Annotated in this window: 9 protein-coding genes; 7 read left to right on the top strand and 2 right to left on the bottom strand. The window is 43.9% G+C overall.

The genetic code is table 11. From position 1 onward, the window contains the following. The coding region (locus RDN93_RS19825) for an elongation factor P (protein ID WP_308747090.1) at positions 1–416 on the top strand (416 nt) is incomplete at its 5' end. 99 nt (positions 417–515) lie between these two features. On the opposite strand, the gene RDN93_RS19820 is transcribed toward RDN93_RS19825, so the two are convergent. After that, a complete protein-coding gene (locus RDN93_RS19820) occupies positions 516–1,916 on the bottom strand; it encodes an alkaline phosphatase (RefSeq protein WP_308747089.1) in 1,401 nt (466 codons plus the stop codon). A gap of 165 nt (positions 1,917–2,081) precedes the next feature. Next, positions 2,082–3,677 (bottom strand): DUF6377 domain-containing protein, encoded by a 1,596-nt coding sequence (locus RDN93_RS19815; RefSeq protein ID WP_308747088.1) that lies wholly within the window; start codon positions 3,675–3,677, stop codon positions 2,082–2,084. Positions 3,678–3,920: 243 nt separating this feature from the next. Here RDN93_RS19815 and RDN93_RS19810 point away from each other — a divergent pair, with 243 nt between their 5' ends. From RDN93_RS19810 to RDN93_RS19785, 6 genes are all read left to right on the top strand, one after another. Beyond that, entirely contained in the window at positions 3,921–5,774 is a 1,854-nt protein-coding gene (locus RDN93_RS19810) for a glycoside hydrolase family 13 protein (RefSeq protein ID WP_308747087.1), read from the top strand. 197 nt (positions 5,775–5,971) lie between these two features. Continuing rightward, the gene (locus tag RDN93_RS19805) at positions 5,972–8,182 is read left to right on the top strand and encodes a glycoside hydrolase family 97 protein (RefSeq protein ID WP_308747086.1); all 2,211 of its coding nucleotides are present in this window, start codon (positions 5,972–5,974) and stop codon (positions 8,180–8,182) included. Positions 8,183–8,270: 88 nt separating this feature from the next. Beyond that, on the top strand, positions 8,271–11,294 hold the full coding sequence (locus RDN93_RS19800) for a TonB-dependent receptor (protein WP_308747085.1): 3,024 nt from the start codon (positions 8,271–8,273) through the stop codon (positions 11,292–11,294). 20 nt (positions 11,295–11,314) lie between these two features. Beyond that, positions 11,315–12,913 carry a RagB/SusD family nutrient uptake outer membrane protein gene (locus RDN93_RS19795; protein WP_308747084.1) on the top strand — a complete coding sequence of 533 codons (1,599 nt, stop codon included), beginning with the start codon at positions 11,315–11,317 and terminating at the stop codon, positions 12,911–12,913. A 38-nt stretch (positions 12,914–12,951) separates the two neighbouring features. Continuing rightward, positions 12,952–14,100: a SusE domain-containing protein gene (locus RDN93_RS19790; protein WP_308747083.1), complete on the top strand. Its 1,149-nt coding sequence runs from the start codon at positions 12,952–12,954 to the stop codon at positions 14,098–14,100. A 23-nt stretch (positions 14,101–14,123) separates the two neighbouring features. Further along, a partial coding sequence (locus tag RDN93_RS19785) for a DUF5115 domain-containing protein (protein WP_308747082.1) occupies positions 14,124–15,054 on the top strand: 931 nt, incomplete at its 3' end.

The following is a 15,054-nucleotide window of genomic DNA, read 5'->3' as shown; positions in this document are numbered from 1 at the left end:
AACGCCGTTTCAACATCGGTGAAAAGTTGGAAGATGTACGTGTAGAACGTCGTCCTTACCAGTTCTTATATAAAGAAGGAGAAGATTATATCTTCATGAATCAGGAAACTTTCGACCAGCACCCTATCGCTCACGACTTAATCAACGGTGTTGACTTCCTGCTCGAAGGCGCAGTATTGGATGTAGTTTCAGATGCTTCTACCGAAACTGTTCTTTACGCAGATATGCCGATCAAAGTCCAGATGAAAGTTACTTATACAGAACCGGGAATGAAAGGTGATACAGCTACCAACACATTGAAACCTGCTACTGTAGAATCAGGCGCAACAGTTCGTGTTCCCTTGTTCATCAGCGAAGGTGAAACAATCGAAATCGATACTCGCGACGGTTCTTATGTAGGACGTGTGAAAGCATAATTTAGCGATTAACGGATTAGTGATTAACGATTAGGGAGGAGCATGAATAATAGCGCTCAGCCTGTTAATCGTTAATCACTAACCCGTTAATCACTTTTCTCATTTATATCCCGCCGCCTTGGCAATTCTTCTCGGTATTTCAGTATTGTCTATCTTTTCACCGAACAGATGTGAACCGACTCCGATAGCGAATACAGGAACAAAACCTGCAGAGTGTCCGCCACTTACCCAGCCGACCATAGATATTTCATCCATCACCTCTTTAGCACGCGCAGCCATCGGCTCGCTCTTTGAGTACATACTTTCGGCAAATACCACCTTATTTTTCACGAATGATTTTTCAAACTCATCACGCAACTTCTTTTCCTGCTCCCAAGAGATAGGGAATTGTTTCCAGAAACCCATTTCTTCGCCGAGGAATGTTTTCATATCTTCCCAAGTTACTTTATTGCTCTTTGATTTTCTCAATTCGCTGATACGCTGCGAAAGTCCGTCGGCAGAGTGTTTCTGATATTGCAGTGCTTTCAGGTTCAGCGCATACTTTCCTGTACCAAGTACGATACCACCCGTTTCATGGTCTGCAGTGACTACAATCAGAGTTTCTTTCGGATGCTTCTTGTAAAATTCGTAAGCTACTTTAATAGCATCATCCATATCTTTCACTTCATTGAACACAGTAGCAGCGTCGTTAGAATGACAAGCCCAGTCTATTTTTCCCCCTTCTACCATCAGGAAGAAACCTTTATTATTACCCTTAGTAAGGAAGTCAATAGCACTTTCAGTAATCTGCGCTAATGTCAAATCCCCCTCTTTACGGTCAATAGCATAAGGCAGACAGGACGGATTGGCACCTTCTTTCTGGATAAGAATCATTTTGTCTGCTTTACCGGCTTTGGCTTTATAGTCATTGTAACCACGTGCCACTGTGTATCCTGCTTCTTCAAAAACAGGGAAAACACTCGGAGCTTCCTTCTTGTCAAAAGAAGTATTCGGCTTCAAGAAACCGCCGCCTGCATAGAAGTCAAAATTTGCTTTCGGCAAATCAAGGGCAATTTCGTAATACATATTACGATCCGGTTGGTGTGCATAGAATGCAGCAGGAGTAGCATGGTCTACACTGACTGAGGTAGTGACACCTACTTTTTTGCCGGCTTTCTTAGCTTTTTCGGCTACTGTCTGAATCGCGTTCTTATCTTCTCCTACAGAAATTGCATGATTATACGTTTTCTGTCCCGTTGCCAGTGCAGTACCCGCAGCAGCAGAATCGGTCACAGAATTTGTTGCAGAGAAAGTGGTTGCCATGGTGGCTACCGGAAATTGCGTGAATAACAAAGGTTCGACGCCAATGCGTCCGTTTTGAAGTTCAGCCTGATACATCTCCGTACCATTTACCTGATTCACTCCCATTCCATCGCCGATGAAATAAAATACGTACTTTGCCTGCCCGTTTGCTACCACGGAGATAAGGACAAAGAACAGCGTGTAGATTAACTTTTTCATTTCTTAGTAAATTTATTATTAGATTAGTCGTCTACAAAGATAGAAAAAAATGGAGAAATACAGAGGGCATTCAAGCAGTTATAGCGGATATTTATTTCGAATACAGCGAATATTTATCATTTATATTACAAAACCAATCATATTATAACTATCAGAACTACTATATTATAGATTCATCACATCCTGCTCAAACCGGTCTTTATCGCCGACCGCCTTATTACGCATCCGGCTACGATAATTATATATGGTAGCCAGGGAATATCCTAAGAAATGAGCAATCTTGTTACTGTCCACCACTCCCAGACGAATCAATGCGAAAATCCGGAGTTCCGTGGTCAGAAGTTCGTCGGATTTCGGATATATACGTCCCTCTTCTACCAGCAAATCATTAAAAGCAGTAATGAAATTCGGGAAAAGTTTCAGGAAGGACTTGTCGAACTCATTATAAAATTCATTCCGTTCGTCACGGATGAACTGCTCGGACTTTATGGCTTTGAACAGGTCTTCGATGCGGGATGCCATAGCCAATTTAGCCAATGAACGGCGATAAGTTTCCAGTTTATCCAGATAGTTGACGCATCTGTCCAGATAGCGGGCAATATATACTTCTTTAATTTTCCCCGTTTGTTCCAGCTCTTTGTTCACGACCTGCATTTGTTTGTTCGCCAAACTCAAATCACGCCGCATGGCAGACAGTTTCTTCATCCAACGATACAAATAGAAAACGGCAATGAGAAGAAAGAAAGACAGCATACTGACACTGATAAGCATTGCCTGAGAAACCGCACGTTCTTTTTCTTCCTTCAGTTTATAAGCTTTGTCTATAATAGGAAAGAATTCCGTCACTTCGATAAACCGCAAACGAGCATTACAGGCTACTGCATCCTCCATCGAACAGCTCAAATATTTGTAAGCGCGGTCTATATCGCCCAATTCATACATCAGGTGTGCCAGTTTCTGCAACGAGGCATACTCCCTGACCGAAGATTCCAAATCGGCAATAGCCGTCAATATCAGATAATAAACTTCCTTTTCCGTATCGCTCTTCATGCCGTACGCTTCGGACAACGTATAGTAGATATAGACTTTCTGACGTTCGTCAACTGCATCTTTCAGTGCATCACTAAGCATCACCAAAGCCGTATCAGCTTTGCCTGTGACTATGCATTTTTCTGCCAATACAATCGTACGGTTTATTTCGGGAGGCATTATACCAATGATAGAGTCCCGGTATAAATCTGTCTTTTCCAGATATTTCTTCTTTTCTTCCTGATTGGTGGTATAGTCCGCAAGCCAACCATAGCAAGCACGATAGGTCTGATAATAAGATAGTAATGTTTGTTTGTCCAGCTTCACCGGATTTATTTTCTTCAGTTCTTCCATGGCTTCAATATACATTCCCATCACTCCCAATGCGGTCGCACGATCAATAATTATCTCATTTGCCAGCTCCGGGCGGTCCAGTTGGGGGAGAATCTGCTGCCTCCTATTTATATAATGGAGTGCAGAATCTGCCTGATAATGAAGATAGGCATCGAATAAAGAACCATACAAGTGATATTTGTCAGCAGGAGCAACCGAATGAGCGAGCTGCACTTTCAGCGCATCAATAGTCTTCTCTTTCTGAACCTGAAAAGTTTCTTTCTTATTTATAATATCATCCAGTCTTTTAAGGACTGCCGCATTATCATCCGTCTGTGTTGCAAACAGTGAAGTTGGACAAACTAAAAGAAAAGCTAAGATATAGGCTACATTTCTCATAGGTTACTTTTTAAAGATGTCACAAATATAATGAATATAGTAATGATTATGAAATATACAGTCAAAATTATTTTAATTCCTATTTGTATTTTCGCATAGTATCCCTATAACCAACACATTCATTTTCAACAGAATAAGCATTACAAGTATTTATATTTATATTCTAGTCCCGAAATGCTGCCCCCTATCCCCCTACATTTGCAGCATCGGTTCGCCGAGCAAACATTTAAAATCTATGTTACCATGAAAAAGAATTTTCTATTTGTAATCTTACTTGTACTGCTATTTGGTTGCAACCCGGTATATGCCGCAACTGTCATAAAAAAAGTAGCTCCTGCTTTTTGGTGGGCAGGCATGAAAAATCCGGAATTGCAGGTTTTGCTATATGGAGAACATATAGCGTCTGCAGAAGTCAGTATCTCTTCCGAAGACATCACCTTGCAAGAGGTTGTCAGGCAAGAAAACCCAAACTATCTGATTGTCTATCTGAATATCTCGGAAGCAGCCCCGCAGACATTCAACATTACTCTGAAACAAGGAAAGAAGCAGACCGTAATTCCTTACGAACTCAAAGAAAGAAAGCCGGGTTCTTCTCAGATAGAAGGGTTCAACTCCAGCGATGTGCTTTATCTCATTATGCCGGATCGTTTCGCAAACGGTGATTCTTCCAATGACATAATTTCCGGAATGTTGGAAGCCAGGGTAGACCGTAACGACTCCTTCGCCCGCCATGGCGGTGACTTTAAAGGGATAGAAAAGCATCTGGACTATATTGCGGACTTAGGCGTGACGAGCATATGGCTGAACCCGATTCAAGAGAATGACATGAAGGAAGGTTCTTACCACGGCTATGCTATCACTGATTATTATCAGTCAGACCGCCGCTTCGGGAATAATGAAGAATTCCGGAATCTTGTAGACCAGGCACATGCCAAAGGAATGAAAGTAGTGATGGATATGATTTTCAACCACTGTGGAAGTGAAAACTATCTATATAAGGATATGCCTTCCAAGGATTGGTTCAACTTCAAAGGTAATTATGTGCAGACAAGTTTTAAGACTGCCACCCAACTGGATCCGTATGCTTCCGATTACGAAAAGAAAATAGCCGTTGACGGTTGGTTCAGCCAGGTTATGCCGGATTTCAACCAACGGAACCGCCATGTAGCTACTTATCTGATTCAGAGTAGTATCTGGTGGATAGAGTATGCCGGTATTAACGGAATCCGCCAGGATACGCACCCTTATGCAGACTTTGACATGATGGCTCATTGGTGCAAGGCTGTGAACGAAGAGTATCCCAAATTCAATATTGTAGGCGAAACCTGGTTAGGCAGCAATGTACTTATCTCCTATTGGCAAAAAGACAGCAAACTGACCTATCCTAAAAACACTTATCTGCCCACTGTCATGGACTTCCCTTTGATGGAACATATGAACAAAGCTTTCGATGAAGAAACAACCGACTGGAACGGCGGTCTGTGCCGGCTTTACGAATACCTGTCGCAAGACATCGTCTTTGCCGACCCGATGAATCTGCTGACTTTCCTGGATAATCACGACACTTCCCGTTTCTATCGTTCGGAAGCGGATACTAAAAACCTGAACCGATACAAACAAGCGTTAGTATTCCTATTGACAACACGTGGGATTCCGCAGATATATTATGGAACCGAAATCCTGATGGCAGCCGATAAAGCCAACGGTGACGGAGTACTGCGCTGTGACTTTCCGGGCGGCTGGCAAGATGATGCTTATAATTACTTCGATGCGGCAAACCGTACCCCGCTACAAAATGAAGCATTCTCTTATCTGCAAAAACTGCTCCAATGGAGAAAAGGAAATGAAGTCATAGCCAAGGGAAAACTGAAACACTTCGCACCGAGTAGAGGCATCTATGCGTATGAAAGAAAACAAGGTGACAAATCGGTTGTTGTTTTCCTGAATGGAACAGACCGGGAACAGACAATCAACTTGAATACTTACCGGGAAATACTGCCTGAAACTTCCGCATACAATGTATTAGAGGATAAAAAAGTAGAATTAGGAAAGGATTTAACACTTCCAAGCCGCGGAATATATCTTTTATCTTTCTAAAGAAGTTCACTGCGACTTATATTTATCCGAAGCACGCACGCAGCTATTTAGCTATAAATCAAAACAATAAAGTTTATACTAACTTGTATTTTTATTCTAATTGACAGACTCAGTTCAGACGGTCGCTACATTTGCAATATCCGAAACAAAAGGAATAAAATTATCAGTTAGCTCACAATTTAATACCATAAAATAAAATGAAAAAGAATCTTTTGCTCATCGCATTTCTCTGTATCTCGTTTATAGCGAACGCACAACAGAAACTGACTTCACCGGATGGAAATCTGGTAATGACCTTCCAGCTTAACAAGGAAGGCGCTCCAACGTACGACTTGATTTATAAAGGCAAAACGGTAATCAAACCCAGTACCTTGGGACTGGAATTAAAGAAAGAAGATAATACCCGTACCGATTTCGACTGGGTAGACCGCAGGGACTTGACCAAACTTGATTCAAAGACTAATCTTTATAGCGGTTTTGAAGTGAAAGACGTAAAGACTTCCACATTCGACGAAACCTGGCAACCGGTATGGGGAGAAGAAAAAGAAATCCGCAATCATTATAACGAGCTGGCAGCTACGCTGTATCAACCCATGAACGACCGTTCTATCCTTATCCGTTTCCGTTTGTTCAATGCCGGTTTAGGATTCCGCTACGAATTCCCGCAACAGAAATCCCTAAACTACTTCGTCATCAAAGAAGAACATTCCCAGTTTGCAATGGCAGGCGACCACACCGCTTACTGGATACCGGGCGACTATGATACTCAGGAATACGACTATACCATCTCCCGCCTGTCCGAAATCAGAGGTTTGATGAAAGAAGCCATTACTCCGAACTCTTCCCAGACTCCTTTCTCACAGACAGGCGTACAGACTGCGTTAATGATGAAAACGGATGACGGTTTATATATCAATCTTCACGAAGCCGCTCTTATCGATTACTCTTGCATGCATCTGAACCTGGACGACAAGAATATGGTATTCGAATCCTGGCTGACTCCGGACGCTAAAGGAGACAAAGGTTATCTGCAAACTCCCTGCAATACTCCGTGGCGTACTGTTATCGTCAGCGACGATGCCCGCAACATTCTTGCATCCCGCATCACTCTGAACCTGAACGAGCCTTGCAAAATCGCAGATGCCGCTTCATGGGTGAAACCGGTGAAATATATCGGCGTATGGTGGGATATGATTACCGGAAAAGGCTCATGGGCTTATACCGACGAACTGACCAGCGTAAAACTGGGCGAAACGGATTACTCTAAAACAAAGCCTAACGGCAAACATTCTGCCAACACTGCCAATGTAAAACGTTATATTGACTTCGCAGCAGCCAACGGATTCGATGCCGTATTGGTAGAAGGCTGGAACGAAGGCTGGGAAGACTGGTTCGGCAACAGCAAAGATTATGTATTCGACTTCGTCACTCCGTATCCGGATTTCGATGTAAAAGAAGTACATCGCTATGCAGCGAGCAAAGGTATCAAAATGATGATGCACCACGAAACTTCCGCATCTGTCCGCAACTACGAACGCCACATGGACAAGGCTTACCAGTTTATGGTAGACAACGGTTACAATTCTGTAAAGAGCGGTTATGTAGGCAATATCATTCCTCGCGGCGAACACCACTACGGACAATGGATGAACAACCACTATCTGTATGCAGTGACGAAAGCAGCCGACTACAAAATCATGGTAAATGCTCACGAAGCAACCCGCCCGACAGGTATCTGCCGCACGTATCCTAACTTAATCGGTAACGAATCCGCACGCGGAACCGAATACGAATCATTCGGTGGAAATAAAGTATATCACACGACTATACTTCCTTTCACCCGTCTGATCGGTGGCCCGATGGATTACACTCCGGGTATCTTCGAAACTCATTGCAACAAGATGAATCCTGCAAACAATTCACAGGTACGTTCTACCATCGCCCGCCAGTTAGCCTTGTACGTGACCATGTACAGCCCGCTGCAAATGGCAGCCGATATTCCTGAAAACTACGAACGTTTCATGGATGCTTTCCAATTTATCAAAGACGTGGCAATCGACTGGGACGAAACAAACTATCTGGAAGCAGAACCGGGAGAATATATCACTATCGCCCGTAAAGCAAAAGGTACAGGCGACTGGTATGTAGGTTGTACAGCCGGTGAGAACGGTCATACTTCCAAACTGGTATTCGACTTCCTCACACCGGGAAAACAATACATTGCCACTGTTTATGCGGATGCTAAAGATGCCGACTGGAAAGAAAATCCGCAAGCTTATACCATCAAAAAAGGTATCCTGACAAACAAAAGCAAACTGAACTTGCGCGCTGCCAACGGTGGCGGTTATGCCATCAGTATCAAGGAAGTAAAGGATAAAGCGGAAGTAAAAGGACTAAAGAAATTTTAGGGAATAAGATTGAAGAGAATATAGTTTTCAGTAGGTATTTTTTAGAGAGATATATTTGATTTTGATAAAATAACTTTAAATTAGAGACATGAAAAAGAGCTTAAGACTAAAAGCCCTGCTCACATTATTGGTGGGACTCTTCCTTTCCATTGGAGCATTTGCTCAGCAAATAGCTGTCAAGGGGCATGTGAAAGACACAACGGGTGAGCCTGTCATCGGTGCTAACGTACTGGTGAAAGGTACAACCCATGGAACAATAACTGATTTCGATGGTAACTTTATGTTGAATGTACCGAAAGATGCAATTCTTTCCGTTTCATTCGTCGGCTATAAATCAGCAGAAGTGAAAGCGGCTTCTACTGTAATGGTTACATTGGAAGATGATTCTCAAGTACTGGACGCAGTAGTCGTTATCGGCTACGGCTCGGTGAAAAAGAACGATATGACCGGTTCGGTTACGGCCATCAAGCCGGACAAACTAAACAAAGGTTTGATTACCAATGCACAGGACATGATGACCGGAAAGATTGCCGGTGTAAGCGTTGTCAGCAAAGGCGGAGCTCCGGGCGAGGGCGCAACGATTCGTATTCGTGGCGGTTCCTCACTGACTGCGGAAAACGACCCGCTGATTGTAATCGACGGTCTGGCAATGGATAATAAGGGGGTGAAAGGTTTGGCCAATCCTCTGTCTATGGTCAATCCGAATGATATTGAAAGCTTTACCGTATTGAAAGATGCTTCGGCTACCGCCATCTACGGTTCGCGTGCTTCCAATGGCGTTATCATCATCACAACGAAGAAAGGTCAGGCAGGCGCACGTCCTACAATTTCTTATGACGGCAATGTATCTGTCAGCACTGTGAAATCTACCGTCGACGTAATGGACGGAGACCAGTTCCGTTCTTTCATCAAAGACATCTGGGGAGAAGACAGCGAAGCTTATAGCAAATTAGGAAATGCCAACACCGACTGGCAGAAAGAAATATTCCGCCCAGCCGTAAGTACAGACCATAACCTCACCATTTCCGGTGGATTAAAGAATATGCCTTACCGTGTATCGTTCGGTTATACCAACCAGAACGGTATTGTGAAAACATCCAAGTTCGAACGTTATACGGCTTCTGTCAGCCTGGCCCCTTCTTTCTTTCAGGATCATCTGAAGGTGAATGCCAACCTGAAAGGTATGATTGCCAAGAACCGCTACGTTGACGGTGGTGCGGTAGGTTCTGCGGTCAGCTTTGACCCTACACAGTCCGTTCGCTCCGACGATCCTTACCATCAATATTATTTCGACGGATATTTCCAATGGAATACGGATGCTTCTTCTTTGAATGACGACACATGGAAACGTACTTTCAACGGCAATGCTCCGGGTAATCCGGTTGCCTTGTTGGAAGAAAAGGACGACCGTGCCATCTCCAAATCTTTAATCGGTAATCTGGAACTGGATTATAAGTTTCATTTCTTGCCGGACTTGCACGCACACGTGAACGGTGGCATGGACCTCTCTACGGGTAAGCAATATACGGACGTCTCTCCCTATTCTTCGACCAACAACTATTATGGCAGCTATGGCTGGGAACAGAAAGACAAGTACAACCTCTCTTTGAATGCTTACCTGCAATACAGCAAAGATTTTACTGATAAGCATCGTTTCGATGTAATGGCAGGCTATGAATGGCAGCACTTCCATGATACGTCCGACCAAGAATATTGGGGACTCTATCCGCTGTCGAACAACGTGGTAGAGAACAGAGGTCAGCGTTACAACAATACCTCAAGTGGTTCGGCTACGGAAAGTTATCTTGTATCTTTCTTCGGTCGTGTCAATTACACACTGCTGGACCGTTACCTGTTTACGGCAACCGTACGCCAGGATGGTTCTTCCCGTTTCCACAAAAACAACCGTTGGGGATTGTTCCCGTCTTTTGCCTTGGGATGGAAGTTGAAAGAAGAAGCTTTCCTGAAAGACGTTGATGTACTTTCTGATTTAAAACTTCGTCTTGGCTATGGTATTACCGGTCAGCAGAATATCAATTCGGGAGACTATCCGTATCTGGCTGTTTATGAGACAAACAAAGACGGTGCTTACTATCCTATCCTGGGAGAAGGAGCTACTTACCGCCCGAATGCATACAACCCGGACTTGAAATGGGAAAAGACGACCACTTATAATGTAGGTCTGGACTTCGGATTCCTGAACAACCGCATCAACGGTGCTGTGGATTATTACTATCGCAAGACCACCGATTTGCTGAACAGCGTATTCGTTTCTGCCGGAACGAACTTCAAAAACAAGGTATTGTCCAACGTCGGTTCATTAGAAAATTCAGGTATCGAATTCTCCATTAATGCAAAACCTGTTGTAACTACCGACTGGACATGGGACCTTGGCTTCAATATCACTTACAACAAAAACGAAATCACCAAATTAACTACCGGAGATAGCGAAAATTATTATGTTGCTGCCGGAGACAATATCGGTGGCGGACGTGATATGAAAGCAATGGCGCACGCCGTAGGACATCCGGCTTCTTCCTTCTATGTTTACCAGCAAGTGTATGACGAGAATGGAAAGCCTATCGAGAACGAATTTGTAGACCGCAACGGAGACGGAACGATCAATGGTGACGACCGCTATTTCTACAAAAAGCCGACAGCCGACGTACTTATGGGACTTACTTCACGTCTTTCTTACAAGTCATGGGATTTCAGTTTCTCACTGCGCGCCAGCCTGAACAACTATGTGTATAACTCTGTCGAAGCAGGTGGTTCCGACTGCAACCCGACCTCTGTCTATTCATTCGGTGCACTCAACAACCGTCCGTTGATGGGAGTGGCAAATAATATCCAAAACTTGAAAGACAACACCTTGTTGTCCGATTACTTCGTGCAGAATGCTTCCTTCATGAAATGTGACAACATCACTTTGGGATACTCGTTTAAAAAGTTGTTCGGCGCTCCGATTGGCGGACGCGTATATGCAGCCGTACAAAACGTATTCACTATCACCAAATACAAAGGACTTGACCCTGAAGTGGAAAAGGGATTGGATAACAATATTTATCCGCGTCCTCTGACTACGTTAATCGGTTTAAGCCTTAATTTCTAAACCTACTAAAAATACCAATTATGAAATTCAGATATATAAAATCAATCCTATCGGCTGCCTCACTATTGCTGGCAGTTAGCGTGACTTCATGTATCGGTGACCTGGACGCCACTCCTATCGACCCGAACATCGTGATGACATTCGACCAGGCGAGCGTTTTTAACAAGATATACGGAACCCTCGGACTTACAGGGCAGAAAGGCCCCGACGGAAGTGGTGACTTGGACGACATCGACGAAGGTACTTCCTCTTTCTACCGCATGACTTGGTGTGCCAACCAGTTGATGACAGATGAAGCGATTGTCAATTCATGGAACGATGCCGGTGTCGCTACTATTGCCGATTGCAGTTGGAGTTCTTCCAATGAAATTGTGACAGGGCTCTATTACCGTCTGACGTTCGACATCACTTTGTGCAACTACTTCCTGGAACAAACGGAAGGACTGACAGATGACGAAACTACACGCCAGCGTGCAGAAGTACGTTTTATCCGTGCTCTGAACAACTACTACCTGATGGATATGTTCGGCAATCCTCCGTATTGCGATAAAGTATCGACAGAGAAGCCTCAGCAAATACAACGTGCGGATCTCTTCGCAAAAATCGAAGAAGAGTTGAAAGAAATCGGCGACGACGCCACCGCCACACTGGCACAGCCGCTTCAAACGACTTACGGCCGTGTAGACCGTGCTGCCGCCTGGTTATTGCTGGCACGCATGTATCTTAACGCAGAAGTCTATACCGGCACGCCTCAATGGGGAAAAGCCAAGGAATATGCCCAAAAGGTGATTGGTTCTGGCTATAAGTTGGCTCCCGTCTACAAACACCTGTTCATGGCCGATAATGATGGCAGCAATGTCAACAAGGCAAGACAGGAAGTGATACTTCCGATTTTGCAGGATGGTGTGAGAACCAAGAGTTGGGGTGGTTCGCTGTTCTTGATTGCAGGTACGCACAAAAGTGACACAGGCATGAATCCTTGGGGAAGCAAGCAAGGATGGGGCGGCCCGCATTGTCGCCAGGCAATGGTAGCCAAATTCTTCCCGAACGTAAATGATGCTCCTTCCGTATTGGAAGACCAGATGGTAGTGGCAGCAAAAGATGACCGTGCCTTGATGTGCGGAGTACAGAGAAGTACGTCGACAGGAGACAATATGAGCTTTACGGACGGATTCGCATGTGCCAAATTCTCGAACATCCGTGCAGACAACGGACTGACAAGTGATACGGACAATCCCGATATGGATATACCTCTTCTTCGTATGGCAGAAGCTTATCTGATTGTAGCAGAAGCCAGCATCCGTGCCAACAATGGTGTTTCTACTCAGGAGACCATAGACGCTATGCATGAAATCCGTAAGCGTGCGAACGCCGCCGAATCTGCTTCATATACATTGAAGGATATTCGTGACGAATGGGCGCGTGAGTTCTGGTTTGAAGGTCGCCGCCGTATTGATTTGGTTCGCTTCGGCGATTTCGGTGGAAAATCCGACTATAACTGGGATTGGAAAGGTGGAGAAAAACAAGGTACTGAGATAAAAGAGTTCCGCAACATTTATCCTATTCCTGCCAATGATATCAATGCCAATACGAATCTGAAGCAAAACCCGGAATATTAAACCAGACCGAAGTTATACTTTTAAATAAACAGAGTAATATGAAAAAAATAAATATACTGACGTCCATACTAGTAGCGACAGCCTTGCTGACTGCCTGCGAGGATGACAGGGACTCAAATCCTACCATACAGGAACCTACTACTTTTGTATTGAACACTCCTGCCAATGCAACGTCCAACGTCTATGACCTGAATCAATCCAAGAATATCGAGTTGACTTGTACGCAACCGGACTACGGCTATCCTGCCGTAGTGACTTACACCGTACAAGCGGATTTAACAGACAAATGGACTGATGAAACGGAAACAGCAGATGCCTCTTATCTGACACTACCTTCCATATCTACATCAGCCAAAGTGGATGCCAACACCCAAGAGTTGAATAAAGCTATCGTAAAACTCGCCGGTTGGACATCGGAGAATGATTATGACGGTGAACCGATGAGTGTATTTGTACGTTTGTACGCCCATATCGGAGATAAAGGTTATCCTATACATTCCAATTCGATAGAATTGAAAGTTATACCTTATTATATGGATATATCTGATGCCGTTCCTGTCACTTATTATTTACTGGGCGATTTCATCGGCGAAGTTCCTTGGGGAAATCCGAAAATGGAAGCAGGCACCGCTTATTTCCCGATGTCACTGATAAAAGGATATGCATATGACGCCAATACAGGTAAGGGAGAATTTACCTATACAGGATATATTCCGGCAGATAAAGGATTTAAGGTGGTAGCTGTTCCCGGCGCATGGGATGACCAATGGGGAAATGCCGATAGCGAAGGTTTCACCAATCTGGTGAATGATAAGAATTCTCAAAATATTAAAGTGAATGCGGCAGGTTGGTACACGCTTCATTTGAATACGATTGAGAATAAACTGACTATGAAAGCAACTACTTTTGAAACTCAGCCGGTAGAGTATGATGCCGTCACATTGACTTATGGTTCGGAATCTGTAGACATGACCAAGGTAACAATGGAGCACTCACATGTATGGTATGCCAACATAACAATCGCATCAAGCTGTAAAGCCAAGTTCACTTCCGGCGACAAGACCTGGGGTGGAGAGGTATTCCCGTTCGGCTCATTTGTTGATGACACTACCATCAGTTGCAAACCGGGTGATTATACCGTACTGTTCAACGAACTGGACGAGTGCTATTACTTCAAAGCAAAATAGATTAATCTTAAATGCAGATAGATATGAAAAAATTATCAATATATATAACCGTGTTACTGGCTGCCGCACTAACAGCCTGCAACGAAGATTTTAATGAAGGGGTAGCTTCCCCACAGTCTTACGGACAAGAAGAAGCTGCCGGCAAAATAACTTTTACGGCTATAGGTGTAGACCCGATTAACCTGGGAAATGTTGAGGAAGAATCCGTAGCGGTTGCCGTATTTACAGCTCCTGCCGTTGAAGAAGAAGCCACTTTATCCTATAAAATGAAGTTGGATAATAAAGTGACTTTAGCTGTAGACGACAAAGGACACGTAGCAACGGAAGATTTACAAAATGCAGTGGCACAGATATACGGTATCCGTCCGGTGGAACGTACCATGAATGCAGTATTAACGGCATATGTAGCTGTCGGAAAGACTGTATATGCAGCACTGGCTGAAAGCTATGAGCTGAAAGTTACTCCGGAAGCACCGGTGATTGAAAGTGCTTATTATATCAATGGCTCTCTGACTTGGGAACAAAATATAGCATTTGTTAATACAAGTGGCGATCCTTATGCCAATTCTATCTTTACAGCAACAGTTCCCGCTCTGATTACAGATAACACTGGTGCAAAAGATTCCTATTTCCTGATTAAATCCAACTCTGGCAAATCACTTGGTACAACTGATGCTGATAATGATGCTTCAGAAGGCAATCTCGTTTTATCAGAAACGGCAAATCCAATAAAAATATCCGGCGGCGATTATAAATCAGTTAAAATCTCCATCAACATGATGGAAGGCACTTACAAAGTTGAAAAGACAACGGACGCACCCTATTTATGGATGCCAGGAAATCATCAGGGATGGGCACCTTCACAAGCACCGACTTTATATAAGCTGGAAGGAAACAAGGCTTATTGGGGAATGTCGGAATTGAACGGTGGCTTTAAATTTACCGCACAGCCCT

The sequence above is a fragment of the uncultured Bacteroides sp. genome, from assembly GCF_902491285.1.
In the GTDB taxonomy this organism is placed as follows: Bacteria; Bacteroidota; Bacteroidia; order Bacteroidales; family Bacteroidaceae; genus Bacteroides.
The sequence above is the reverse complement of the archived record's forward strand: the minus strand, read 5'-3'. Positions and strand labels throughout refer to the sequence as shown.